The sequence below is a fragment of the Flavobacterium undicola genome, from assembly GCF_009909155.2.
Taxonomy (GTDB): Bacteria; Bacteroidota; Bacteroidia; order Flavobacteriales; family Flavobacteriaceae; genus Flavobacterium; species Flavobacterium undicola.
In genome coordinates this window covers 61108-86055 of record NZ_JAAAPM020000011.1, presented here as the reverse complement: position 1 = coordinate 86055, position 24948 = coordinate 61108, and the positions used below count along the sequence as shown (strand labels likewise).

25 protein-coding genes are annotated in these 24948 nt (G+C 34.5%); 8 read left to right on the top strand and 17 right to left on the bottom strand.

What is annotated here, in order from left to right; translation table 11 throughout:
* Position 1 precedes the first annotated feature (1 nt).
* The 4 genes from GTZ96_RS08315 to GTZ96_RS08300 all read left to right on the top strand — a co-directional run bounded on the left by GTZ96_RS08315 (position 2) and on the right by GTZ96_RS08300 (position 2531).
* The gene (locus GTZ96_RS08315) at positions 2-235 is read left to right on the top strand and encodes a hypothetical protein (RefSeq protein WP_161642825.1); all 234 of its coding nucleotides are present in this window, start codon (positions 2-4) and stop codon (positions 233-235) included.
* Positions 225-506: a type II toxin-antitoxin system RelE/ParE family toxin gene (locus GTZ96_RS08310; protein ID WP_161642823.1), complete on the top strand. Its 282-nt coding sequence runs from the start codon at positions 225-227 to the stop codon at positions 504-506. The genes GTZ96_RS08315 and GTZ96_RS08310 overlap by 11 nt, the downstream gene beginning before the upstream one ends.
* A 1-nt stretch (position 507) precedes the next feature.
* Positions 508-924, top strand: a complete 417-nt coding sequence (gene ruvX, locus GTZ96_RS08305; RefSeq protein WP_161642821.1) for a Holliday junction resolvase RuvX — start codon at positions 508-510, stop codon at positions 922-924.
* A 113-nt stretch (positions 925-1037) separates the two neighbouring features.
* Positions 1038-2531 carry a malate:quinone oxidoreductase gene (locus GTZ96_RS08300; RefSeq protein ID WP_161642819.1) on the top strand — a complete coding sequence of 498 codons (1494 nt, stop codon included), beginning with the start codon at positions 1038-1040 and terminating at the stop codon, positions 2529-2531.
* 46 nt (positions 2532-2577) lie between these two features.
* On the opposite strand, the gene GTZ96_RS08295 is transcribed toward GTZ96_RS08300, so the two are convergent.
* On the bottom strand, positions 2578-4800 hold the full coding sequence (locus GTZ96_RS08295) for an FUSC family protein (protein WP_161642817.1): 2223 nt from the start codon (positions 4798-4800) through the stop codon (positions 2578-2580).
* A 198-nt stretch (positions 4801-4998) separates the two neighbouring features.
* Here GTZ96_RS08295 and def point away from each other — a divergent pair, with 198 nt between their 5' ends.
* From def to mazG, 3 genes are all read left to right on the top strand, one after another.
* Positions 4999-5586 carry a peptide deformylase gene (gene def, locus GTZ96_RS08290; protein WP_161642815.1) on the top strand — a complete coding sequence of 196 codons (588 nt, stop codon included), beginning with the start codon at positions 4999-5001 and terminating at the stop codon, positions 5584-5586.
* A 90-nt stretch (positions 5587-5676) separates the two neighbouring features.
* Positions 5677-6150 carry a DUF5606 family protein gene (locus GTZ96_RS08285; RefSeq protein ID WP_161642813.1) on the top strand — a complete coding sequence of 158 codons (474 nt, stop codon included), beginning with the start codon at positions 5677-5679 and terminating at the stop codon, positions 6148-6150.
* Positions 6151-6233: 83 nt separating this feature from the next.
* Positions 6234-7007, top strand: coding sequence for a nucleoside triphosphate pyrophosphohydrolase (mazG, locus tag GTZ96_RS08280; RefSeq protein ID WP_161642811.1), 774 nt, complete (start codon positions 6234-6236; stop codon positions 7005-7007).
* Positions 7008-7187: 180 nt separating this feature from the next.
* Here the strand turns inward: mazG and GTZ96_RS08275 are convergent, their stop codons facing one another.
* The 7 genes from GTZ96_RS08275 to GTZ96_RS08245 all read right to left on the bottom strand — a co-directional run bounded on the left by GTZ96_RS08275 (position 7188) and on the right by GTZ96_RS08245 (position 13920).
* Positions 7188-7643: an SRPBCC family protein gene (locus tag GTZ96_RS08275; RefSeq protein ID WP_161642809.1), complete on the bottom strand. Its 456-nt coding sequence runs from the start codon at positions 7641-7643 to the stop codon at positions 7188-7190.
* A 181-nt stretch (positions 7644-7824) separates the two neighbouring features.
* Positions 7825-8118: a hypothetical protein gene (locus GTZ96_RS08270; protein WP_161642807.1), complete on the bottom strand. Its 294-nt coding sequence runs from the start codon at positions 8116-8118 to the stop codon at positions 7825-7827.
* A 157-nt stretch (positions 8119-8275) separates the two neighbouring features.
* Positions 8276-8857, bottom strand: a complete 582-nt coding sequence (locus tag GTZ96_RS08265) for an O-methyltransferase (protein ID WP_161642805.1) — start codon at positions 8855-8857, stop codon at positions 8276-8278.
* A 586-nt stretch (positions 8858-9443) separates the two neighbouring features.
* Positions 9444-9764, bottom strand: coding sequence for a hypothetical protein (locus GTZ96_RS08260; RefSeq protein WP_235972909.1), 321 nt, complete (start codon positions 9762-9764; stop codon positions 9444-9446).
* 229 nt (positions 9765-9993) lie between these two features.
* Positions 9994-11217: a sterol desaturase family protein gene (locus GTZ96_RS08255; RefSeq protein WP_161642800.1), complete on the bottom strand. Its 1224-nt coding sequence runs from the start codon at positions 11215-11217 to the stop codon at positions 9994-9996.
* A 99-nt stretch (positions 11218-11316) separates the two neighbouring features.
* On the bottom strand, positions 11317-12603 hold the full coding sequence (locus GTZ96_RS08250; protein ID WP_235972907.1) for a Glu/Leu/Phe/Val family dehydrogenase: 1287 nt from the start codon (positions 12601-12603) through the stop codon (positions 11317-11319).
* An 897-nt stretch (positions 12604-13500) separates the two neighbouring features.
* Positions 13501-13920 carry a hypothetical protein gene (locus tag GTZ96_RS08245; RefSeq protein WP_161642798.1) on the bottom strand — a complete coding sequence of 140 codons (420 nt, stop codon included), beginning with the start codon at positions 13918-13920 and terminating at the stop codon, positions 13501-13503.
* 456 nt (positions 13921-14376) lie between these two features.
* On the opposite strand from GTZ96_RS08245, the gene GTZ96_RS08240 reads away from it, so the two are divergent.
* Positions 14377-14862 (top strand): hypothetical protein, encoded by a 486-nt coding sequence (locus GTZ96_RS08240; protein WP_161642796.1) that lies wholly within the window; start codon positions 14377-14379, stop codon positions 14860-14862.
* Positions 14863-15092: 230 nt separating this feature from the next.
* Here the strand turns inward: GTZ96_RS08240 and GTZ96_RS08235 are convergent, their stop codons facing one another.
* From GTZ96_RS08235 to GTZ96_RS08195, 9 genes are all read right to left on the bottom strand, one after another.
* Entirely contained in the window at positions 15093-15647 is a 555-nt protein-coding gene (locus GTZ96_RS08235; protein WP_161642794.1) for an isochorismatase family protein, read from the bottom strand.
* Positions 15648-15985: 338 nt separating this feature from the next.
* Positions 15986-17485 (bottom strand): FGGY family carbohydrate kinase, encoded by a 1500-nt coding sequence (locus tag GTZ96_RS08230; RefSeq protein ID WP_161642792.1) that lies wholly within the window; start codon positions 17483-17485, stop codon positions 15986-15988.
* 231 nt (positions 17486-17716) lie between these two features.
* A complete protein-coding gene (locus GTZ96_RS08225; RefSeq protein ID WP_161642790.1) occupies positions 17717-18691 on the bottom strand; it encodes an ABC transporter permease in 975 nt (324 codons plus the stop codon).
* 2 nt (positions 18692-18693) lie between these two features.
* Positions 18694-20184 (bottom strand): sugar ABC transporter ATP-binding protein, encoded by a 1491-nt coding sequence (locus GTZ96_RS08220; RefSeq protein ID WP_161642788.1) that lies wholly within the window; start codon positions 20182-20184, stop codon positions 18694-18696.
* A gap of 1 nt (position 20185) precedes the next feature.
* On the bottom strand, positions 20186-20800 hold the full coding sequence (locus GTZ96_RS08215) for a DUF2291 domain-containing protein (RefSeq protein ID WP_161642786.1): 615 nt from the start codon (positions 20798-20800) through the stop codon (positions 20186-20188).
* A 2-nt stretch (positions 20801-20802) separates the two neighbouring features.
* Positions 20803-21723, bottom strand: coding sequence for a D-ribose ABC transporter substrate-binding protein (locus GTZ96_RS08210; RefSeq protein WP_161642784.1), 921 nt, complete (start codon positions 21721-21723; stop codon positions 20803-20805).
* Positions 21720-22679, bottom strand: coding sequence for a transketolase family protein (locus GTZ96_RS08205; RefSeq protein WP_161642782.1), 960 nt, complete (start codon positions 22677-22679; stop codon positions 21720-21722). The genes GTZ96_RS08210 and GTZ96_RS08205 overlap by 4 nt, the downstream gene beginning before the upstream one ends.
* Positions 22679-23518 carry a transketolase gene (locus GTZ96_RS08200; protein WP_161642780.1) on the bottom strand — a complete coding sequence of 280 codons (840 nt, stop codon included), beginning with the start codon at positions 23516-23518 and terminating at the stop codon, positions 22679-22681. The genes GTZ96_RS08205 and GTZ96_RS08200 overlap by 1 nt, the downstream gene beginning before the upstream one ends.
* Before the next feature lie 10 nt (positions 23519-23528).
* Positions 23529-24932, bottom strand: coding sequence for an L-fucose/L-arabinose isomerase family protein (locus tag GTZ96_RS08195; RefSeq protein ID WP_161642778.1), 1404 nt, complete (start codon positions 24930-24932; stop codon positions 23529-23531).
* Between the last annotated feature and the right edge of the window lie 16 nt (positions 24933-24948).

The window sequence follows — 24948 nt, the reverse complement described above, 5'->3', positions numbered from 1 at the left end:
TATGGAAGCGATTAGATTGGAATTTAAATCAGAGATTAAAGAGAAGATTTTAGAATTATTAAGTTCGTTTTCTTCGGATGAATTAAAAATAGTTCAAGAAGATCCTGATTTCGATGCAAATAAAAAAAAATTAGATGTTGCTTTGGCTAAGATAAAAAACGGAACAGCCAAATTTTATACTATTGAAGAAGTTGACGCAATTCTAGAAGAAACTATATCTAAGTATGAAAATTAAGCTTCAGGAAGATTTTTTGTTTGAACTTAATAACCAGATTTATTATATCTCAAAAGATAAGCCAGTTGCAGCTAGAAAGTTTAAATCTGATTTATTGAGAAATATCAAGAAAGATTTAAAAAATCCACTTCATTTTAAGAAATCCAGATACTATAATGATGAAAACATTCGAGATTATGTTTTTAAAGGTTATACTATTGTATATTATATCGATATAGAACAAGAAATAGTTTTAGTATTTGGTTTCATAAAACATAAAAACTCTTTATAAAATGCCAAGAATTCTCTCCATAGATTATGGTCAAAAACGTACAGGAATTGCTGTAACTGACGAAATGCAAATCATTGCTTCGGGATTGACTACCATTCCCAGTTCAACAGCAATAGCTTTTTTAAAAGATTATTTTTCGAAAGAAAAAGTAGAGTTGGTGCTTATTGGCGAACCCAAACAAATGAACGGGCAACCTTCTGAAAGTGCTTCCATCATTAAAGGATTTGTAACACATTTTACCAATCATTTTCCTGATATGAAAGTGCTTCGTGTAGACGAGCGTTTTACTTCTAAAATGGCTTTCCAAACCATGATTGATAGTGGGTTAAAGAAAAAGCAACGCCAAAATAAAGCGTTGATTGACGAAATTTCGGCTACAATTATGCTACAAGACTACTTATCCCGCAAAATGTTTTAATAATTCTTTGTTAAAACGATTAAACGTAGTGATAAATGTAACTTTTTACCCTCTAAATGGTCTTTTAATTATCAAAATAATAAAGTAACTTTGCACTTTATAAAAAAATACTTATGTCTGATACAACCATACGTTCAAATAGTGATGTAGTTCTTATTGGAGCTGGAATTATGAGTGCCACTTTAGGCTTAATTCTAAAAGAATTACAACCAGATTTAACCATCGATATTTTTGAAAGATTAGATAGCGCAGCTGCTGAGAGTTCTGATGCTTGGAATAATGCAGGTACAGGTCATTCTGCTTTTTGTGAATTGAATTATACACCAGAAGGGAGTGATGGAAGTATTGATCCTAAAAAAGCCATCAGTATAGCGGAGTCTTTTGAGGTTTCTCGTCAATTCTGGGCTTATTTAGTGCAACAGGAAAAGGTATCAGCTCCAGAAAATTTTATAAAAAGAATTCCACATATCAGTTTTGTATGGGGAAATAAAAATGTAGATTATCTTAAAAAACGATTCGAAGCTTTACAAGCCAATCCGCTTTTTGAAGAAATGATATATAGTACTGATTTTGCAGAATTAAAAAAATGGATGCCTCTGGTAATGGAAGGTAGAAAAGAATCAGAAAAAGTAGCAGGTACTTCAATGGCTATTGGTACCGATGTGAATTTTGGAGAATTGACTCGTAATATGTTTGGTTACCTGACTAAAATGGAGGGGGTCAATATGTATTTTAATCATGAGGTTAGAAAGTTAAGACAACGTGAGGATAAATCCTGGAGAATAAAAGTTATTGATTTAGGTACTGGAGAAAAAAGAAAAGCTTATACTAAATTTGTATTTATTGGTGCAGGTGGAGGTTCATTACCATTATTGGAAAAAGCCGATATTCCTGAAGGAAAAGGTTTTGGAGGTTTCCCGGTAAGTGGACAATGGCTAAGATGTACTAATCCGGAAGTAATTGCCCAACACGAATCAAAAGTGTATGGAAAAGCAAGTGTGGGTGCACCACCAATGTCTGTTCCTCATATTGATTCCAGAATGATTAATGGTGAGAAGCAATTATTGTTTGGACCTTTTGCAGGGTTTTCTACTCGTTTTCTGAAAAATGGTAAATATTCAGATTTACCAAAATCAATACAACTAGATAATATTGTACCAATGGTTATGGCGGGAGTTAAAAATATTCCGTTAACTAAATATTTAATTGAGCAAGTAAGACAATCTCCTGCTGATAGAATTAAAGCTTTAAGAGAATATGTACCTGGTGCCAGATCTAAGGATTGGGTTATAGAACGTGCAGGACAAAGAGTTCAGGTAATTAAAAAAGACGAAAAAGAAGGTGGTAAATTAGAATTCGGTACAGAGGTAATTACTTCGGCTGATGGAACTTTATCAGTATTGTTAGGAGCGTCACCAGGAGCTTCAACGGCAGTTTCTATTATGATTGATGTAATAGGAAGATGTTATAAAGAGGAAATGAAAACTCCGGAATGGCAGGAAAAATTTAAAGTAATGATTCCTTCTTACGGACAAAAATTAAATAAAAATCCAGAATTGTTAAAAGAAGTAAGAGAAAATACAGCTGAAGTTTTAAAATTAAAATAATAGCTATTTGCTCCGATTTATAAAACGAGAATCCCATTAGCCGCGGCTAATGGGATTCTTTTTTTACAGCCATTAATAGCTGCGTTGTTTTTACAATGTTTTCAGATAAACTAGTCAGCCAAATTAACTGTTCAATAACTAATTGTGCTTCCTGCATCTTGATTTGGTACTCCTCTTCGTCGATTAGTTTTATTTGTTTTAATTCTCTAGCCCGAATGTTTTTCAATTCAGTAAGCCTTTGATTTAAATCTTCGTTAGATGCTGCTATTTTTGAATCAGGATTGCTTAATGTGTTCATGGCAAATTCTAAATTCTCAATGACTTTGTCTACTACCACATTAAAAGCTTTAGATGCTTCGGTTGTTTTGTGCGATTGAATATAAGTGCCTAACGAAGCAATAGAAGACAATAAGGAATGATTCAATACCGTTAGTTTGTATAGCTGAGGAAGTTTACTCTGTTTCGATTTTGGTTCTTGCAACATGCGCTGAAACGAAGCCATTAAATTCCCAATTTCGATAAAAGCCTGTTTTCGGGCTAATCGATATTCGGTAGGAACGTCCCCTTTTTGATTATACAAAACAGAGATTTGCTTCAAATAATTTCGGTTAGCTTCTATAGCATCTTGTATATAAACCGGCAGGCTTAAAAACTCCCATGAAGGCCATAAAAAATAATTAGCAAGCAAGCATAAAACAGCACCTACAAAGGTGTCTAAAATTCGATATTCAATCACATTTCCATTGTCAGGAGATAAAACGCCGTAAATTAAGATAACATAAATGGTAATAAAAGTAGCGCCAATTTTATAATTAGTAGGGTTGAACGAAAAACCTAAAAGCATGGCAATAATGGCGAGAGTACTAATAATGTAGGAATCATGAATCACAGATAAGATTCCGAAAGCAATAATACCACCAGCTAAAGTCCCAAAAATACGATGATAGGTGCGCTCATTTGTAAGTCCAAATCCTTGTTTCATAATTACCACTATGGTAAGAATGATCCAATAGACGTTTTCTAAAGGAAGGACTTTCCCAATCATGTACCCTAACAAAATAGTGATTGTTATTCTAAGCGAATGCCTGAAAACCGTAGATGAAAAGCTGAAATTTTCAACAAAAGTACTCAACGGATAATACTGTGGTTTGATGAACTTCTCAATATCTTTATCTCTTCCTTTTAAATCTCCGGAGTTAATATTGACAGTATATGCCCGCTCTAAAGTTTTAATTTTTTCGACCTGTTTTTCGGCATAATGCAACATGGTAATAAGCATTAATACCTCTTCGGAAGAGGAATCAGCTTTTAATTCTTTTTTGTAATTACTAATTGTAATTTCAAATTGATGTAAATCTTCAATTAAATTATGTTCGGATTCATAAGGTTTTCTTTCTATGATACTTTTCGATAGTAATTTTAAACTTTTAGCCAAGTTGTAGGCTAGATTTTGATAAGTCTCTAAGGCTTTTGGATAGACATCAAATTTTTGATGCAATTTATTATGATCGAAAGAAGTCGAGATGGCCAATTCCATTATTTCTACCAATGTGATAAAACTCAACAGTAATTTTTGGTTTTGCCCTGAAGCACCTGATTTGGTTCTATTGGTAATTAAAACTTCTCTAATATTTTCGTGAATTGTGTTCAGTTCTACCTGAAAATGCAGTTGTTTTTTGGTAATTGCTTTTCTGTTCGAATTTAATTCCCAAAGATCACCACGGAGTTTCAGGTATTTTGAAGTTAGTCGGATACATTCTGCCATTTGTAATTCGACATAATGATTGGGTTTTATGTGGGAAAAAATAACAGAAATAAGGGTGTAGAATAGCCCTCCGGCAAATAAAAGTCCGGAATAGTGCAGCATTTCCCAACCCGAATTTAAGTGGGCAAAAGCCAGTGAAAGCGATAATAAAGCCGAAAAAGAAACCATGGTAGCTCGTTGTCCATACACTAAAATCATCGAGACACAAAAAATCAATGCAATAAGTATTGGATAAAACAACCACGGATAAGGATAACAAAGATTAATAATCAAATTTACTCCGGCTATAATCAATGAAGTAACCAGTAGTCCCTTAATTTTATGTTTTAAATTACTGGGAATATCACTCGGGAAAGTAAAGAAAGCCCCTAAAGCAATGGTGAAACCTATATGGAAATTATCTAAGTAAGAAAACAATAGTACGGGAGAAACAGCTGCAATAGTAATTTTTAAAGCATTACTGAAATCAGTACCAGCAATAAATTTCTGAATTTTAGAGGTCATAAATTTAGGATTATACACAAAGGTATGAATTGTGCGATTTATCTATACGAATAAATGAAAGTGTTTTTAGTATTTCATTTAAAAATACTATTTCTCGGTTTTCCGTTTAAGCTTTGTCTAAATTTTTACTATTTTTGGCAATCCTAATTCAGGATGTAGAACCTTTATTTGAGGTTAATAATATTTAATACAACAACAATGATTTTACCAATTGTAGGATATGGCGATCCGGTTTTGAGAAAAATAGGAGTGGAAATAACAGCCGAATATCCTGATTTGAAAGAAACAATTGCCAATATGTACGAAACAATGTATAACGCATCTGGAGTAGGACTGGCAGCGCCACAAGTAGGAATAGCAATTCGTTTATTTATAGTAGATGCTTCTCCTTTTAGTGACGACGAAGATTTAGCAGCCGATCAACAAAAACAGTTAAAAGGATTCAAACGTACTTTTATTAATGCTAAAATCATTAAGGAGGAAGGAGATGATTGGGCTTTTAACGAAGGTTGTTTGAGTATTCCTGATGTTCGCGAAGACGTTTATCGTAAAGAAAAAATTACTATCGAATATTGCGAAGAAGATTTTGTGATGAAAACAGAAGTTTTCGACGGATTGATTGCACGAGTGATTCAGCACGAATACGATCATATTGAAGGTATTTTGTTTACCGATAAAATTTCGTCTTTGAAAAAGCGATTAATCAAAGGGAAACTGAAAAACATCATGGAAGGAAAAACATTCCAAGAATACAGAATGCGATTCTTTGGTAAAAAAGGAAGATAAGAGTCCTGAAAAACCTTTTTTTGGTATTGTTTTTGAAGAATACCAAAACATTAAAAAATAAAATGAATTCTTAATAATAATTTAAAAAGCATGAATTTAGAAAAAATATTAGCGATTTCTGGTAAACCAGGTTTATATGTTTTAAAAGTACAAACACGTACTGGTTTTGTAGCAGAATCATTGGCAGATGGAAAAAAAATCACAGTTAATTTAAAAAGTAATGTGAGTTTGTTATCTGAGATTTCAGTTTACACTTATGATGGTGAAAAGCCATTGAAAGAAGTAATGAGCAGTATCGCTGAAAAAGAAAATAACGGAGCTGCTATTTCGCACAAAGAAGACAATGCAGCCTTAACTGCTTATTTTAAAGAAGTTTTACCAACTTATGATGAAGAAAGAGTATATGCTTCGGATATTAAGAAAATTTTAAACTGGTACAATACTTTGCAAGCTAAAGGTTTAATTGTTGAAGAAACTGCAGCGGAAGAAGTAGTAGAAGCGGCGGTTACAGAAACAGAAGCTCCAGTTGAAAAACCAAAAAAAGCTAAAAAAATAGCAGAATAAATCCTTTCTGATTTTTATAAAAATCCTGTGTTCTAAACTAATTAGAACACAGGATTTCTTATTTTTACCCAAAACAAAATGCAATGAATACAAGACAAACCCAGTTACAGACTTTTGAACGATTATTAGATATCATGGACGATTTGCGTGAAAAATGTCCTTGGGATAAAAAGCAAACCTTACAAACGCTGAGACATCTTACAATAGAAGAAACCTATGAATTAGGTGATGCCATCTTAGATAATGATTTGAATGAAGTCAAAAAAGAGTTGGGCGATTTGTTGTTGCATATTGTTTTTTATGCCAAAATAGGCAGTGAAACCAATGATTTTGATATTGCCGATGTGTGCAACGAAATATGCGAAAAACTCATTCATCGTCACCCTCATATTTACAGCGATACTGTGGTAAAAGATGAAGAAGAAGTCAAGCAAAACTGGGAAAAACTAAAACTCAAGGAAGGCAAAAAATCAGTTCTGGAAGGCGTTCCTAAAAGTTTGCCAGCCTTAGTAAAAGCCAGTAGAATTCAGGATAAGGTAAAAGGTGTTGGTTTTGATTGGGAAGAATCACATCAGGTTTGGGACAAGGTGCAGGAAGAATTACAAGAACTGCAAGAGGAGGTGAAATTAGGAAATCAGGACGAAATAGAAGCCGAATTTGGTGATGTGTTGTTTTCGATGATCAATTATGCCCGTTTCCTGAATGTAAATCCTGAAGATGCCCTTGAACGAACCAATAAAAAGTTCATTAAAAGATTCCAATATTTAGAAAGCAAAGCGGGAGAATTAGGCAAATCCTTAATGGATATGTCCTTGGCTGAAATGGATGTTTTTTGGGAAGAAGCGAAGCGGCTTTAGAGGTTGGAGGTTAGAGGTTAGAGGTTAGAAGTTAGAAGTTAGAGGTTAGAGGTTAGAAGTTTAGAAAGCATAATTTAATGATACTAAAAATATAACCGCAAACTTGTCATTTCGACGAAGGAGAAATCTCATCAAGTAACTCTACAAAGTATTTGATTGCTTCACTGTTGTGGGTACGGATTACAAATCTGCACTATCTGGAATATTCGGTTCTACCAAACGTTTTAGTTTGTCTAACGATTCTTGCCAACCTAAATAACACATTTCAGTGGGTATTACATCAGGTATTCCTTCTTGTGTAGCAAAAAGTTCTGTGCCACACAATACTTTTCGTAATTCTATTTTTGTAATCATTTGTCCGGGCAAATTTGGATCGTCAAACTCGTCAGTATATTTTAATAGTTCATTAGGGATAATTTCTAAATATTCACCACCAAATGAATGACTATTACCCGTAGTGAAGTTTGTAAACGACATTTTGTATTTACCTCCAATTTGCACATCCATACTATGTACTTTGCAAACAAAACCATAAGGTGGTAACCAGGACGCCATAGCGTCAGCATCTGTGAAAGCTTTATAAACTTTTTCAGGACTTGCAGTAAAAACTCTGTGAAGTGTAACTTTATTTGCCATTGTATTCTTTTTTAAATTAATAAAATTAAATATTTCCTTTTTTTGATAGAATTATGATTGTTGGATTTGAGATTAAATTAATCACTTTTTTCGGATTTTACAAATCATCCCAAATACACAACCAACTTTCCATTAAGCCTATTGCCCAAATCCGTTGTAGTAGGTGTTGGTAGTAGTGCTGTTACATATTCAGATCGAAATATATTCCGCTAACTATTGTCACGAGCAAACCTGAGTATAAATAACTTTTAGCTTTTAATTTTTCTGTTAAAGCTCTGTATTTAAAAATCCCAAAGAGCAATGGCAATAAAAATAGGATTACAAACGACACATTTTCAGTTAATATAGCTTTGTCAGAACTTGCTCCAGCACCTGAACCAAAATAAAGAAAGAAAAATAAAATAAGTCCAAAAAATCCACCAACCACACAAAGCGATTCAATAATAACTAACAGAAAAAATAATTTTATGTTCATAATACTATATTGGATTTCTGGGTATTGCAACTAATGTTCCGGTACTACAGCTGGTTTGGTACTAAATTATGCCCTATTTTCGGATTTGCAAAATCATCCCTTTCCATTAAGCCAATTGCTCAAATGCGTTGTAATAGCTGTTGGAATGCTGTTGTGCCTAGTACTTTTTTGTCGCAATTACAATACCTGTTGACCAATTCATCTTTGTTAAGTTGAAATCCATTCTGTTTTCCAAATATTCGATTAGTTTATTGACATTTTCTTGATGTCCTTCAGGCCAATTTGGTTGTGTCAACATATCATCAATAATATAAAAACCTCCGACTTTTACCAATTCCAGAATTTCATCTATTTCACTATATTTTCCTGGCCAAGCGTCTGCAAATACTAAATCAAATTTTTCACTATTGTAGTTTTTAATCCATTCACTTCCGTCCGCACAAATAATTTCAACTCTTTCATCAGTTCCAAAATAACTTTGAGCTATATCAGTTAGTTTTGGGTCATTGTCAATAGTAACTAATTTAGATTCAGAATCCATTCCGTCAATCATCCAAGAAAGTGAAAGACCAATTCCAGTTCCAAGTTCCAATATTTTTGATTTTGGTTTGGAAGTAATAAGTGTCTTCAATAATGTCCCAATCAACAAATCTGAAGGCATAGTGAAGCCGATTTCTTTCGATTTTGCATCGATTTCAAAATGAAGTTTAGGGATATCTAAGATATTTGAATCTTTCATAGTTTAATTTTTAGTATTAGGCACAACGTTCTATTGCTACAAGTGGTTTGGGATTAAATTAAGCCAATTGTCCAAATCCTTTGTATTAGATTTTAGGCGTTCGGTTGCTTATTTAATTTATGTTTCCATTTTCTGTTTTTCTCCGTATTCAATGTTTTCTACTCTGTATTTTTTAAAGAAATAGTAAATCACAAATCCAATTAATAAACTAAGACTAAATTCAAAATAAGTTTCAATTCTATATCTATTATAGCCATAAAACAAGAATTCTTTTAAACCATAAACTATCATAAAAATTGGAAATACTATTTGTTTAAAAATTATGTAAATCTTAATTATTGACAATGAATGTTTTGTTGTTATGAAGAATGAAATAAAGGTAACTAAAGTTAAAAGTAGATTAAAATACCGCAAAATTATTGTAGAAGCGAAGTCATTATTGCTAGAAATTCTTGAAATTGTAATTATAAGATCAATTCCAACAAATAAAATTAATAATGTCCTGAAAATTTTGTTGGTAAATAATTTATCGATCATAGTTTTCAATTTTTATTTTAGGAGAGTGTTTTTTTGTAATAATTTGATTTTAGGCTAATAGTTGCATTAATTGCGCTTTTACAGTTAAACAACTAAAACAAACATAATTATGAATTACCATACAATCCGCTAAATCATAATTTTCTCCAATACTATCTATTTGAGCATAAAAAGTCATTTCTTTTTTGCAATTATCGCAAGTTGGATAATCATCCTCACTAACTTCTTCAGGTTTTCCGCCTAAGAAATGTCTAGTTCCCGCAATCTCATTCCATTTGTAACCTACCGCAGATGCCGCTTCGTTTGTTTCTGGACTTGGGACTAATTTAATTTTTGGAATTTCCATTTTTTTCAATTTGTTATTTTCCATTTCGTTTCTTGTCAACTGACGCCTAACTTGTATATAGATCAGATAAAATTAGACTTATCGACCCAATTTTTGGTGGATAGACCTGACGGCATTCAGATTTTATTATTATCAAATATATAAAATATTCTTACAAATAATTAAATATATTTTTAGTTTTCAGAATAGTTTCGATGCTAATATCTAAAAATAAAAAACCTGTAAAATCAAGTTTTACAGGTTTTGTTATAATTTATTCTGAAGTTTCTAATTGAAGGATAACATCCCGATACCGCTTTCCTAACGAGAACAGTTGTTCGGCAAAAAACATAATAAATAAAGGGACTAGGAAGAAAGTGATGAGGTTTTCTTCGTATAAAAAATAGCTGGTTACAATGTAAATTCTGCCGTATTCAAGATAATAAATCCATTTTCGCTGTTCTAATAAAGCCCCGCAATTGATGAGTGTAATAAGGATAAAAGTCAACGCAAAAACTTTGTCAATACCGTTTAAAAACTCAAAATAATAGGTAACGACAGTCAAAAACAAAATTGAAATTCCCAATTGGATATAGAGATAATTCCTGAATTTTAGGCGTTTATTCGAAGTAGATTTATCCTGAAGAAAGCGTTTTTCTAACTCAGGTCGGATGTTCTGATCCATGTGAGCCGGACTTCCAAATACCGCATTAAATTTGGCTTTAAAACCCTTAGAGCGTTTCCATAATTCGAAAATTTCGAAATAATAATGGAAATGCTGCCACAGAAAACTATAGCTTTTTAATGGATGAGTTAATCCGTATTTTGGTTTTTCTTCTTCGGATTGAAAAGTTCCAAAAAGTCGATCCCAAAAGGTAAACATATCTCCAAAATTCTTGTCTAAATATTTCTCATCTGAGGCATGATGTACACCGTGTACTGACGGAGTTACAAAAACATATTCGAGCCATTTTATTTTGCCTACCAATTGGGTATGCGTAAAAAAAGAATAGGCACCGTGAACAATTAACATCGTGATGACCATCGATGGGTGAAATCCTAATAAAGGCAGGACGCACCAAAATCCGGTTCGAACAATAGCCTGAAAAGTGGTAATTCGGGCGGCGGTGGTAAAATTGAATGCTTCACTGTGATGATGCACAATATGGGCAGCCCAGAAAAAATTCACTTCATGCCCCAGTCTGTGGTACCAATACCAGACAAAATCGGTCATGAGAATCAATATGAACCATATAAATATGTTACTCGGAATATTAAAAATGCGATAATCATCATAAATCAAATAATACAGCTGATAAAAACTCGCTGCTATAAATAAATTGATCAATCTTTCGGCAATTCCAATACTGATATTGGAAACAGAACTTTCATAATTAAAAATTTCCGGTCTTTTTCTACGTTGGGCAAGCTTAAATTCTAAATACAAAAACAGAAAAAAAGCAGGCATCACGAAGGCAAGAAAATTTATATGCTTCATTTTTTAATAATACATTTAAACAAAAAGAGATATTTATATCAATTAACAAACCTTACGGCTTATAACAGATACAATATCCCTTTCCGACTTTTGAACAATCTAATTTTGTTTATAATTGACAGTAGTCAAGGCTACTTCTTTCACAGCTTGTGTTACGGCTACTTTTCGCAAAGCAAGGATGTAAGAGGCAATACGCGGCGTCACATTATACTTGCTGGCTGTTTGAAAAACAGTTTCAAAACTTTTCGTTAATATGCTTTCCAGTTGTCTGTTTACTTGATTGACACCCCATTTTTCTACTAGCGTATTTTGAAGCCATTCGAAATAAGAAACTGTAACTCCACCCGCATTGGCTAAAATATCAGGAACTACTAAAACATTATTGGCATGCAAAATGGCATCAGCATCTGAAGAAACTGGGCCGTTGGCGCCTTCGACAATAATTTTAGCTCTAACATCGCCAGCATTGCTTCTGGTAATCACATCTTCTTTTGCAGCAGGTATTAACACATCAACTTCTAAAAGCAACAGTTCCTCATGCTTAATTGAAACCGAATTTGGGTAGCCTTTGATGCTCTTATTGTTGAGGTTATAATACAAAATCAGTTCCGGAATATTAATTCCGTCCGGATTGTACAATGCTTCCGAAACATCACTAACAGCAAGCACTTTCAATCCTTTTTCGAAAAGAAATAAAGCCGAATGCAATCCTACGTTTCCAAATCCCTGAACCGCAACAGAAGATTTAGCCGGTCTTAGCTTTAAATGTTCAAGTGCTAAAAGTGTGATAATGCTCACGCCTTTTCCCGTTGCTTCTACGCGTCCTAAAGAACCTCCGGCGTGTAAATGTTTACCTGTAACTACACCATGAACCGTTTTGCCATGAACTAGCGAAAATTCATCCATTAGCCATCCCATTTCATCCGGTCCTGTTCCCATATCCGGGGCAGGAACATCTTTTTCAGGTCCAAAAATATCCGATAAACTTTTAGTATAAGCTCTTGTTATTTTCTCCAATTCTCTTTTAGAGAGTGTGCTTGGATCGCAAATAATTCCTCCTTTGGCTCCTCCAAAAGGAATTCCAGTCACCGCCGATTTCCAGGTCATCCAGGCTGCCAGGGCTTTTACTTCTTCTAAATTCACAGCAGTGTCGTAGCGAATTCCGCCTTTTGAAGGCCCTAAAGCCGTATTGTGAATAATACGGTAGCCTTCAAAGTTTTGTTCGATTCCGTTATCTAACAAGATCGAAAAGTTAACTACAATTTGTTTTTCCGGGCGTTGTAATTTTTGACGAATTGGGGCATCCAATTTCAAAATGTCTGCTGCTATATTAAACCTGTCAATCATTGATTGAAAGGGGTTCTGTTTGATAATTTCTGCACTCATGATTTTATTCTGTTAAATCTGTTTGATTGTATTTTTTAAATTTATTCCATAAAAAAGCTCTTTTGAGTTGTTGCAAAAGAGCTTTATTTTTCTACAAATAAGACTAAGTAACAACAACATGGAGGAATTTTCATGTGACAGGATTGCATCATTCTATTTCTGTTTCTATTGGATCTCATGTTATTATTTTATAAAATTTTAAAAAAGCCTTTCACTTTGGATGAAAGGCTCCAAAAAAAAAATCAAGAAGCTATTAAAGCCATTTTATGTCGAAAAACTTCCAAGTTACATTCGATATAAAAATGTTGTTTAACTTAAATACTTTCATTGTTGATGCAAACCTACAAAATAATTTATAAATTCTATAGAATTAGTAGAGTTTATTTGTGAAAAAATACTGAACTCAGTATTTATAAGGCTTTAGGAAGGGTTTTTTTGAAAAATATTCTAAAAAAGTGATGGGGAATATATTTTTAGAGGTGGTTTTGAGAATGTTTTGGGTACGTTAAACTATAAATCAAAATATTCTCGTTTCTGCGGTTCAATTGTCCTTAGCTTCCGCAGTCGAGTGTCAAATGTTTGAAGAATATGTAAAAAGAAAATCTGTTTGAGCGTAGCGAGTTATTTTCTTTTAATATTCGAAAACTAATTTGACCGACGAGGAAGTGTAAGACTTGATTTTTTTGTTTCTTTTTTGATCAAGCAAAAAAGAAAATTAATAAGCCCAAATTTTTCTTTCCAATAGAATGTATCAAGAACGCTACTTTATATAAACTTCTCGATACAATTTTTAATAGTAAAGCTGTCGCATTACTATTAAAAGCCACTAGAAGAGACGGCAGAATGGCTTAATGTGCTAAGGTTTGAACATATCTAAAAGATTAGATAACGTTTTTATTATAATTCAATCCTTAAACAGAGCGAAGGTTGTTTTTTAAAAGTGAAATTATTTTCTTGAGGAAGAAGGATATTTTGATTATCAATGGTTACGGCTAACGCTAACTTTTTATTTTTAGAGGAATTTACAAAAAAAGGAATGCTGGCTAGAGACAAAACACCTCCACCAATGGCAATGTAAGCTCCGGTAAAATCGAAATCAAAGCCCGAACCATAAGATGTTTGGTTTGCATTGCTTAATTGTACAAGACCTCCAATTGCAGCAATTCCTAAACCAGCTCCTAAAATTCTCCAGCCTGTTTTTTTTTGGCTTTTACTTTTTTCCAAATAGTAATCTTTCGAAAATGTTGTAGTTTGTGTCTGGCAAAAAGAATTTACAATGAAAAACAACATTGAAAGTGATAATGTAATTTTTTTCATGACCTAAATTTTTGTTGCCTACTCTTTCAATATGCAGTTTTCGGCTACTCTGGTGTATTCTTTTTTTTGATATTAAATGATTTGTATTATAGCATTAAATTAATAAAAAAAATGATGTGAAAAGTTTTTATTTTATTCTAAGTTGTTGATTTTTAGTATGGATGTTGTGTAGTGAGTTCCTTGAGTTAACGTGTCACTGGGTGGGCTAATTTATTTTATTAGTTTCTAGAAGTTATTTGAGCTAAAATGTTGGAACAACTGCTCTCATCGGGTGGGTTCATTGATACTATCATTTGATATTATCAAAGAGTTTTTTTATGAGCACTAAAATTATTGTTTGATGGTATTTTAATGTGTCTAAGATGTTGTTTATCAATGATAAAAAACATTGTTGTGTCAAATAAAAACAATAACTTTATTATGTAAAAGTACATTACAAAATTTATAATTTTTATTATGAAAAAAATGATATTAACTGTTTTTGCTACAATTGCATTTATTGCCGTTGGATATTGCCAAAATGATTATCCCAATAACATTTTAAACATTGGTGTTGGTATAGGAGGCAACTATGGAGGGATTGGAACTAAAACTATAATTGGGTACAGAAATTCGGGTTTATTGGTAGGATTAGGCTCATTCGGAGGAGGACTTTGGTACGAGATTGGCGGGCAAATTAGCTACAAATGGATGTATCTGAATTTGGGATATGGAATTATTGGAGTTTCTGAAAATCTATTAACCAATGATAATACTGAATTAATTAAAGGCAAAATGGCTACCATAGGAGCAATGATTAATCTTGGAAAATCTAAAAAATATTTTTTGGATTTAGGTATTGGATATGATTGGGATGGAACATATACCTCAAATAGTTACACTAACGAAAAAGATACATTTAATACTATTGATGCCGCAATTGGATTCGGAATTAGATTATGAGAATTGAACTAATGAACTAGTCTTTTATTCACCCAATTCCTTAAATCTTTTGTAGCAGGTGTTAGCGGTTAGGCTAACGTTTGAACATATCTATGAGGTTGAGTTAAAAAAGAAACTATTCCCGCAAACTTGTCATGCTGACGAAGGAAGCATCTCCGTAAGAAATTGACGTTAGTTGGAGTTGCTTAGTTTGTGTGGCGAAGTCAGGAGACTTCGCCTAGCAGGCCTTATTAAAAATTCAACACTTTTTTTATCTCCTCAAAGTTTTTAACCTCTATTTTGCCCTTGGTCGGAATCATATTTTGCCAAACCCAATTATAATGCTCGATTACTTTTTCAGCTTTCAAGTGTGGTCTTTCTCCAGTTGTATGACCATCTTCAACCACTATTATGTTATAATCTTTAGTTAATGCTGACTGTATTGTTGATTCAACACAAAAGTCAGTTGCACAACCTGTGATAAATAATTCATTTATATTTAGTTTGGTTAGTTTTGATTGGAGTAGGGAATTGTAAAACACATCATTAGCGTACTTGTTGATGCAAATATCAGTTGGATTTACTTTTAAATCATCTAATAATTCCCATTCAGTTGTATTTGGTTTAAATTCATTCATTTCTGTACCATCATGTTGAATAAAAATAACAGGTAAGTTAGACTCTCTAAATATTTCGGCAAGAGAATTAATTCGATCTACAATTCCATTTGTGTCAAATCGGGGTGTTTCAGGTGTGAAAGAACCTTTTTGCATATCAATTATCAATAGAGCTTTTTTGTTTTTCATAACAGTCAAAATGTTCTTTTGTAAATGTAATAATTTATAGTATTTACTCTATTTTTAGAGTATTGTTTTTGGCGTAATTTTGGAAAACACTTGCTGCTAACTTGTTTGTACTCGCATAAATTTACCCTGTTTTATTTTAAACTGGCATGTTATGCGTATGTTTTAATTTCTTTTGTTGTGTATTATTTTTTAATAACACTACACAAAAATAAAAATATTACTTACGTATGCAAAAACAGCCGCTTTAAAACGGCTGTAAATTGGCAATACTATTTTCTAAAAATCTATTTTAACTATTGTGTACTACGTTCTATAATCTGCTTTCTTATTTCTGTATTCTAAAATCGAGCTATTTTTTCTTTCCAACCCTCATACCCATTTCTAGGTAATTCATTGTTTGAGTCGGCTAAAACCTGTTCGGTTTGGCTTTTATTAATTGCTGAAAGTTGTTCAATGCTGCTGTAAACACCACTTTTAAGTCCGGATAAATAAGCAGCACCTAAAGCAGAAACGTTTGGATTTCGTTGTTTGTTCAACGGAATTCCTAATAAATCGGCTAAAAAATGGATGACAAACTTGTTTTGAGTCATACCACCGTTTACCGAAATGGATTTTAATGCGGCTTGCATGTCTTTTGCCATCGCTTCCACCACATCTTTTATTTGGTACGGAATGCTCTCTAAAGCTGCCCTGACAATATGATTTTTAGTAGTTCCAAAAGTCATTCCTTCAATCGATGCTTTTCGGCTCATTTGCCAGTGTGGCGCACCCAGTCCACTAAAAGCAGGAATCAGATAAACACCCGCATTGTCCGGAATAGCTTTTGCCATAGCTTCGGTTTCAGCAGGAGAGGAGAATAATCCCAATTCGTTTTTTAACCATTCGATAGTAGAACCACAGGAAACAATAGCGCCCTCCAACGCATAATCTACGCGGTTTTCAGTACTCCAGCAAATGGTGGTCAACATCCCGGAATTGGATAAAACGGCTTTGTCGCCAATGTTCATCATAATCGAACTTCCTGTTCCCAAAGTGACTTTGGCAGTACCTTTTTCGAAACAGCCTTCTCCAAAAGTCGCCGCATGAGAATCGCCAATTAAAGAAGTAATTGGGATAGAAAGCGGGGTTTCATGGTTCAAAATTTGTCCAAAATCAACCATTCCAAAATCATGGGAGGAAGGGCAGGGTTGAGGTAGATTTAAGTTGGATAATCCCCAGGTTTCTAAAATTTCAGCATCCCATTGTAAAGTATGAATATTGAAAAGTAAGGTTCGGGAAGCATTGGTGTAATCGGTTTTAAAATGGGTTCCATTGGTCAATTTGTACAAAAGCCAGCAATCTACCGTTCCAAAATACACTTCACCTTTGGTCACTTTTTCTTTTAATTCGGCATCATTTTCCAGCAGCCAAAGTAATTTGGTTCCTGAAAAATAAGGATCTAATAATAAACCTGTTTTTAGTTTGATAAAGTCATTCTGCCCCTTTTCGATTAAGTCCGTACAAATGGAAATAGAGCGTTTACAAGCCCAAACCACCGCCGGAGCCAATGCTTTTCCATCTTTGTCCCAAAGGACAAAAGTCTCTCTTTGATTGCTGATACCGCAGGAAATAATGTCTGAAACAGCCAGACCTTTTTGGGTGAAATCTTTCACGCATTCGGTTACGGAATCGAGAACATTTTGGAAGATGTCTTCAGGATTTTGCTCTACAAAACCATTGTCAAAATAATTCGTTTTTAAATCGACACTGCCTTTAGCCGCAGCCTGTCCTAATTCGTCAAAAAGTATGGTTTTGGTACTGCTGGTACCTTGGTCTATGGCAAGAATATATTTTTTCATTTGTATAATTATAGTATAATACCTAGATTAGGTAATCATTCGTAATTTTAATATCTATTGTCACACTGAGCTTGTCGAAGTGCTTGTGGAACGTGTCTTCGACAGGCTCAGACTGACATGAGCTTATTTTAAAAACGAACATTGAATAGAAATTTTTCCACCATTAAGAAGTTAAGATAATTAAAACTTAATGCTCCTTAACTTCTTAATGGTGGAAAAAGAATTAATGTTTTACTTGTTTTTTTGATTCATTTTATCAATAATCACCGCCAATAAAATAACGATACCTTTTACCACTTGCTGCCAAAAAGGCGATACATCCAGTAAAACCAATCCGTTGTTTAGAACCCCAATAATTATCGCACCAATTACAGTTCCTGCTACAGTCCCCACACCACCTGATAGCGATGTACCTCCAATAACTACTGCTGCAATAGAATCCAGTTCGTAACTCATACCGGCATTAGGTTGTGCCGAATTTAGTCTCGAAGTGACTAAAACACCACCTACAGCCGCCATCATTCCGGCAATTCCATAAACGGCCAATTTGATTTTATTAATGCTGATTCCTGATAAAAACGCTGCTTTTTCATTTCCTCCAATGGCATAGATGTAGCGTCCAAAAGTGGTTTTTTTAGTTAAGAAAACGACAATTAAAACCATGAACAGTGATATCCAAACCGGTACCGGAATTCCTAAAATCCAACCTGAACCAATAAACTCAAATTCAGGACCTAAATTAGAAATGGGAATCCCTTCAGTATAAAGCATCGTTAATCCGCGGGCAATGGTTAGCATGGCTAATGTTGCCACAAAAGGAGGAATGGAGAATTTAGTAATCACCCAGCCGTTGAAAAGACCTAAGGCCATTCCGATGAGTATTGCGGCTAAAATGGCTCCTAAAACGGTGAAGCCTACAAATAAATCCATGGATTCAAAGGAGAGTCCGCTTTTTAATAAACCAGCACATATTGCTGCGGTAAGACCCAATACTGAACCTACTGAAAGATCGATTCCCGCCATTAAAACTACTAATGTCATTCCGACAGAAATACAAACATTGACAGAGATTTGTCTTAATACATTCCAAAGATTAGTACTTGTCATGAATTTATCAGACAACAGGCTAATAAATAAACACAACAGAAATAGTGCAATCAACGATTGCGATTTTTTAACAAGAGGGTGGTTTAAGGTGATGTTCATAATTATTCAGGTAAGGCTGATTTTAATAATTTATCTTCGTTGGCTTCTGCGGCTAAGTAGGAAGCTTTAATCTTCCCTTCGGCCATCACTAAAATTCGATCCGAAAGCGCTAGTATTTCGGGAATTTCAGAAGAAACTAAAATGATACTCATTTGGTTGGTTGCGAGTTCTTTTATTAGATTGTAAATTTCATTTTTGGCATTGATATCGATTCCGCGGGTAGGCTCATCCATCATTAAAATTTGAGGATTGGTTGCGAGCCATTTGGCTAAAACTACTTTTTGTTGATTTCCACCACTTAAATTTTGGCACAATTGCATTTCAGATGGTGTTTTGATGCGTAGCTTTTCGATATAATCTTTTGAAGAAGCCTTGTCTTTTGAAGGATTCAAAAGTCCAAACGTAGGCAGATTAGTCAGGCTGATATTAGACGAAATATCCATGCCTAAAACCAATCCTTCGGTTTTACGATCTTCGGTTACAAAAGCCAATCTATTTCCAATAGCATCTTTTGGCTTTTTGTGGAAAGTACTTTTTCCATCAATTTCCAGATTATACTCGCTATTTGAAGGATGCATTCCGAATATAGTTTCCAAAAGTTCGGTTCTACCAGCTCCCATCAAACCAAAGATCCCCAGAATTTCTCCCTTTTTTAATTCGAAAGAAATATCGTGAAGGAGCTTTCTTTTTTTATTGCTGGGATGGATCAGGTTTAAGTTTTCTACTTTTAGAATGGTATTTTCGAATTGATTTTCGGTATTTTTTTTCTCGATAAGCACATCACGACCTACCATTTTTCGAATTAATTCCTGCTCGGTGGTGTTTTTCATTTCCCCGGCATCAATGCTGTTTCCGTCTCTTAAAACGGTGTAGTTTTCAGCAATTTTGAATAATTCATCCATTTTATGAGAAATGTAAACAATGGTTTTGCCTTCTGCTTTTAGCTCATAAATAATACGATGTAAGTTGTCTATTTCTTTGTCACTCAAGGCTGAAGTAGGTTCGTCCATCAAAATAACATCGGCATTACAAAGCAATGCTTTTGCAATTTCGACCAATTGTTGTTCTCCTACTTTTAGTTGTTGCACTAAGGTTTTTGGGCTGACATTCAATTGGATTTTTTCAAAAATGCGTTTGGCTTCCGCTTCCATTTTTGAGGAATCTAAAAGTCCGAATGAAGTTTTAATTTCTCTTCCTAAAAATAAATTTTCGGTTACACTAAGCTCAGGGATTAAGTTTAATTCCTGGTGAATAATCGCAATTCCCGCATTTTGAGCTTCTTTTATATTCGAAAATGAAACGGTTTCGCCATTTAATTGAATCTCACCATCGTAATGGGTGTAAACGCCTGTCAGAATTTTTAACAAAGTCGATTTTCCCGCACCGTTTTCTCCCAATATGGCATTGACTTTGGCAGGATAAAATTTAAAATTTACCTGATTCAGTGCTTTTACGCCTGGGAATTCTTTGGATATGTTAATTGCTTCTAACAATTTACTGAAGTTTAATTTGTGATGGAATAATTAAAAGGTCGGTAAACAAAGTTTGTTTTTTGCTTAGTTTGATGGCTCCTGAAAATGAAACGCTATCGCCAATTTGTACCTTTTTAATTTCTTTTGGGATGACTTCATTTCGAACAATATCGTTCAAAGATTCAGACACTTTATTAAATTGAGCATTGGTTTTAAAATCAGTCAATTTCACTAAACCCGATGCATCTCTTAATGCATTTCCGAAAATGTATTTGGTGTCAATGTAAACGATACCATTTTTTTTGTCGGCAATAGTGTAAACTCCATCTTTGATATCAATGATTTTTCCGGTGCTTTGAATCATAAAATAAGCCGAATTTCCTATTCCAAGGCGGTTTCCATACTTTTTAAAAGCAGCTTCCTGATTGGTTTTTACCGAAGTGATTAAATTAGTTAAAGCAATCGTTTTTTTGCTTTTCAAAATACCTTTAAAATAGATTGAATCAGCATAGGCTTTGAAATCAAAATTTTCTTTTTGGGCATTTTTAACCACACTCAGTTTTTTGAAATAAACCGAATTGTATCCTAAAATTGCGATTATTACGAAAACTAAAATATATACATACTTTTTTTTCATCTTTAGTAGTCTTTAATGTTTGCTGCATTTACTAATTCGACTTCTACAGGAACTCTTTGAGGGAAATCTCTTCGTCCTTTGAAATATTCATCTGCATATTGGGCAGCAGTTTGTGCCATCACTATAGGGAACTGCATTCCGGTTGCCACAATTTTCTTTTCCCGAATTTTTTCAATGACATCTCCGGCACCATCAAATCCAAAAATTTTGACTTTAGTTTCTTTTCCTGCTGCTTGTAAGGCTTGAAAAGCACCCATTGCCATCGCATCATTACCACAAAAAACACCGTCAATATCAGGATTAGCCTGTAGGATTGTTTCTAAAACTTCCATCGCTTTATTTCTGTCGAAATCGCCACTTTGTTGAGCTACCATTTTTAGTTTTGGGAATTTATCCACCACCGAATGGAATCCTCCTGATCGAGCCCAGGTGTTATTGTCGCCAACTAATCCCAGAATTTCTACATACTTTCCTTTTTCTTTTAATTCTTTAACAAATTCGATTCCGATAGAAACACAACCAGAGTAGTTATCCGAAAGAATTTGGCTTGTTGCAGCATCATCGGCATTTACTTCTCTATCCATGCAAAACACCGGGATTCCGGCTGTTTTAGCTTTTAAAATATTCGAAATAGATCCGTCAGAATCGGTTGGATTTAAAAGAATGGCATCATAACCCGAAGAAATGAGGTTTTCAAAATTATCCGATTCGATAGCAGGGTTGTTTTGCGAATCAAATATTTTGGCTTCATATCCTAATTTTTTGGCGTTTTCAGCAGCTGATTCCGCCAGCATTACAAACCAGGGATTGTTTAAGGTGGAAACCACAACTGCAATTTTAGGCTTTTCAGACTTCTCTTTCGAGGAACATCCAAAAACTAAAACCAATGTTAGCAGCACTAAGGAAAGGTGTTTTATCTTCATAGGTTGGTTATGTTTAAAGCAGTATTTTTTAATCCTTCGGCTGAAATTCCATAATGATTGAAAATTTCGATTTGCGAACCCGAAACAGTGTGATCATCAGGTAATCCTACGATTTTGAATTTATTAGTACATCCGTTTTGGAATAATAAAGAAGCCACAGCTTCGCCTAATCCGCCATTGATGGAATGTTCTTCAACGGTAATAATGGCTTTTCCATTGGCAGCAGAAGCCAATAATAATTCAGTATCCAAAGGTTTAATGGTGTGTAAACTGATTATTTTACAGGAAATGTTATGCTCTTTTTTCAGTAGTTTAGCTGCTTCAACACAGGGAAGTACTGCTTCACCAGTAGCAATAAAAGTCAAATCGTTTCCTTCCTGAATAACACGTCCTTTACCAATTTTAAAATCAGTATTTAAGTTTGTTGCTAAATTAGCAGGCATTGTTTTTTTACCAAAACGCAGGTAAATAGGGCTTGTCATTTCGGCAGCTTGTTTGATGGCTTCGGCAGTTTCAAAATTATCTGCAGGTGCCACAATGGTAATGTTATTGATGGCTCTAAGTACTGCATAATCGTGTAAACTATGATGTGTGGTTCCTAATGCTCCATAACTTACCCCGGCACTGATACCAATTAGTTTCACAGGATTGTCTGAATAAGCCACGTCATTTTTAATTTGTTCCAATGCTCGTGCCGTAAGAAAACAGGCTGGAGAAACGGCAAATGCTTTTTTGCCCATGCTGGCTAATCCTGCAGCTACGCCTACTAAGTTTTGTTCGGCAATACCCACTTCAACAATTTGTTCGGGATATTTTTGTCCAAAAGGGACTAACTTTCCTGAACCACGAGAATCACTCGTAACCACCATAATATCTCTATCGGTTGCGGCTAATGACTGCAGCACTTCAGAAAAGACTTCGAGGTTAGCGGCATCAATTGTTTTTATTTCTTCCATTATTTTGAGACAGTTTCAAGTTCTTGTAATTGTTTGTCTAACTCTTCTATAGCCAAATCGTATTGTTCTTTTGAAGGAACACCATGGTGCCATTTCAATACGTTTTCCATGTAGCTGATTCCTTTTCCTTTGATGGTATGTGCTATGATGAAGGTGGGTTTTCCCTTTTCTAACGGAAGTCCTCTTAGTGCTTGCGAAAGTTTTTCAATGTTGTGACCATCTACATGTTTTACTGCCCATCCAAAGGCTTCTAATTTTTGATCAATGGGTTCTAATCCCATCACATCTTCATTAGGAGCTGTGATTTGAAGCTTGTTGTAATCTAAAATTGCACATAGATTATCCAGTTTATAATGAGCTGCAAACATCATCGCTTCCCAGTTAGAACCCTCGGCCATTTCGCCATCTCCTAAAATGGTAAACACTTTTACCCCTGAATTGTCTTTTTTGGCAGCCAAAGCAGCTCCGGCACAAATGGGCAAACCGTGACCTAATCCACCGGTATTTTGTTCAATACCGTGAATGGCTTTGGTTGGATGTCCTATATAAGGCGAGTTGTATTGGCACATCGTCAACAAATCTTCTTCAGGAAAAAAACCTTTGTCAGCCAAAACAACGTACAATGCTTCCACACAATGTCCTTTACTTTGGATAAATCGGTCTCTGGTATTAGAGTCGAAATTCTCAGGAGAAACGTTCATTACATCATTATATAATACATTCAGAATGTCTAAAATAGAAAGACTTCCACCAGTGTGACCTGCTTTCGCATTATAGATGTATTTGAGTATTTTTTTTCTACTCTCAACTGATTTTCGTTTTAATTCTTCAATATGCATCTTGATTCTTTTAGTGTTTGTAAACTTCCCAACCCATGTAATTTCCTAAGGCTTCTTCTAAGATGGCTGCTGTTTTTGAAGCGTTCATCACCACGTGGTGTTCAAATCCGTTTTTACAAACGTATTGCATTAGTCCTTGTAGGTTAGGTATTTGTGCTACAGCTCTGTTTCCAAAAGTTTCTAAGCTATCGTTTGTAAGTTCGCCTTCACCTATATATACTTTAATGATTCCTTTAGGATCATCCGTACTGATTCGACCATAAGTAAGCGGCATAGCAGGTGTTCTTCCGTCCAGAGCGCCATAAGTGTTTTCTACACCCACGGTTGTACCTAAGATAGGAGCAGTGCCCATTTGAATGTCCGGTAGGAATGATTTTGCCCAGTTTCCACAGTGGAATAAAACACATTTTTCAGGATCGTCGGCATAGTTGTTATTCCAGTCTACCAATGCACTTGGAGAACCCGAAGCCAACTGCATCGCATACATACTCAAGGTTCCTGTTACGTCAACCTCACAAGCACTAGGAAGCATGTTCTCGCTCATGATACTCATGCTTGTACACACATTGCAACCGTAATTTTGCTGTAATGAAGTCCAACATTGGATAGCAGTCGCATCTAAAGCGTATTCTTCCATGAATTCTTTCAAAACCACATCTAATTTGGCAATTTGTAGCATCGCTTCATTAGGCGTTTTTCCTTGAGCAACATACGCGTTTATGGATTCCAAATGGCGTTTCACCGATTCGTCCTCAGCGGTTAATTTATTGGCTTTACCTAAAATTTCAGATAAATCTACCGTAGTAACCGTAATGCCATTTCTTTGTAATATTTTTTCAGAATAACGAACGGTATTAAACGCACCCGGTCTTGCTCCGATAGCACCAATACGCACATTTCGCATTCCTTTTACCACTCTGCAAACAGCGGTAAAATCTATTAAATCTTTTTGGAAAATAGGATCCGACGGACTCATTACGTGCTGAGATGTTAACGAATATTTGATTCCGTACTGGTATAAATTGTTGCAAACCGAGATTTTTCCACACCAGGAATCACGTCTGTTGACCACATTCATTTTTGTCAATTCATCAGGGTAAGCCTGAATTAAAACTGGAACATTTAAGTTGGCTAATTTTAGGGTGTCAGCAACTCCTTTTTCATCACCAAAATTTGGCAGTAATACCAGTACTCCCATAATTTCATCCTGATGTTTTTTGAATAAATCGGCACATTTTTGTACTTCTTTATAGGTTTCTACACCGCCTAGTTTTGTATCGGTACTTTCTAACAGAATAGGTTTGATGTTTAATTTAGCAAAAACTTCAATGATTTCAAATCTTGCTTTTTCTACTAAACTGTCCGGGAAAAAATCTCTGTTTCCTATAATTACTCCTAATGTTGATGTTGCCATTTTCTTTGCTTTTTTT

Bases quoted from the DNA above. Each gene is read 5' to 3' on its own strand.
- GTZ96_RS08315 (WP_161642825.1), top strand. From the start codon at position 2: ATGGAAGCGATTAGATTGGAATTTAAATCAGAGATTAAAGAGAAGATT.
- GTZ96_RS08310 (WP_161642823.1), top strand. From the start codon at position 225: ATGAAAATTAAGCTTCAGGAAGATTTTTTGTTTGAACTTAATAACCAG.
- ruvX (WP_161642821.1), top strand. From the start codon at position 508: ATGCCAAGAATTCTCTCCATAGATTATGGTCAAAAACGTACAGGAATT.
- GTZ96_RS08300 (WP_161642819.1), top strand. From the start codon at position 1,038: ATGTCTGATACAACCATACGTTCAAATAGTGATGTAGTTCTTATTGGA.
- GTZ96_RS08295 (WP_161642817.1), bottom strand. From the start codon at position 4,800: ATGACCTCTAAAATTCAGAAATTTATTGCTGGTACTGATTTCAGTAAT.
- def (WP_161642815.1), top strand. From the start codon at position 4,999: ATGATTTTACCAATTGTAGGATATGGCGATCCGGTTTTGAGAAAAATA.
- GTZ96_RS08285 (WP_161642813.1), top strand. From the start codon at position 5,677: ATGAATTTAGAAAAAATATTAGCGATTTCTGGTAAACCAGGTTTATAT.
- mazG (WP_161642811.1), top strand. From the start codon at position 6,234: ATGAATACAAGACAAACCCAGTTACAGACTTTTGAACGATTATTAGAT.
- GTZ96_RS08275 (WP_161642809.1), bottom strand. From the start codon at position 7,643: ATGGCAAATAAAGTTACACTTCACAGAGTTTTTACTGCAAGTCCTGAA.
- GTZ96_RS08270 (WP_161642807.1), bottom strand. From the start codon at position 8,118: ATGAACATAAAATTATTTTTTCTGTTAGTTATTATTGAATCGCTTTGT.
- GTZ96_RS08265 (WP_161642805.1), bottom strand. From the start codon at position 8,857: ATGAAAGATTCAAATATCTTAGATATCCCTAAACTTCATTTTGAAATC.
- GTZ96_RS08260 (WP_235972909.1), bottom strand. From the start codon at position 9,764: ATGGAAAATAACAAATTGAAAAAAATGGAAATTCCAAAAATTAAATTA.
- GTZ96_RS08255 (WP_161642800.1), bottom strand. From the start codon at position 11,217: ATGAAGCATATAAATTTTCTTGCCTTCGTGATGCCTGCTTTTTTTCTG.
- GTZ96_RS08250 (WP_235972907.1), bottom strand. From the start codon at position 12,603: ATGAGTGCAGAAATTATCAAACAGAACCCCTTTCAATCAATGATTGAC.
- GTZ96_RS08245 (WP_161642798.1), bottom strand. From the start codon at position 13,920: ATGAAAAAAATTACATTATCACTTTCAATGTTGTTTTTCATTGTAAAT.
- GTZ96_RS08240 (WP_161642796.1), top strand. From the start codon at position 14,377: ATGAAAAAAATGATATTAACTGTTTTTGCTACAATTGCATTTATTGCC.
- GTZ96_RS08235 (WP_161642794.1), bottom strand. From the start codon at position 15,647: ATGAAAAACAAAAAAGCTCTATTGATAATTGATATGCAAAAAGGTTCT.
- GTZ96_RS08230 (WP_161642792.1), bottom strand. From the start codon at position 17,485: ATGAAAAAATATATTCTTGCCATAGACCAAGGTACCAGCAGTACCAAA.
- GTZ96_RS08225 (WP_161642790.1), bottom strand. From the start codon at position 18,691: ATGAACATCACCTTAAACCACCCTCTTGTTAAAAAATCGCAATCGTTG.
- GTZ96_RS08215 (WP_161642786.1), bottom strand. From the start codon at position 20,800: ATGAAAAAAAAGTATGTATATATTTTAGTTTTCGTAATAATCGCAATT.
- GTZ96_RS08210 (WP_161642784.1), bottom strand. From the start codon at position 21,723: ATGAAGATAAAACACCTTTCCTTAGTGCTGCTAACATTGGTTTTAGTT.
- GTZ96_RS08205 (WP_161642782.1), bottom strand. From the start codon at position 22,679: ATGGAAGAAATAAAAACAATTGATGCCGCTAACCTCGAAGTCTTTTCT.
- GTZ96_RS08200 (WP_161642780.1), bottom strand. From the start codon at position 23,518: ATGCATATTGAAGAATTAAAACGAAAATCAGTTGAGAGTAGAAAAAAA.
- GTZ96_RS08195 (WP_161642778.1), bottom strand. From the start codon at position 24,932: ATGGCAACATCAACATTAGGAGTAATTATAGGAAACAGAGATTTTTTC.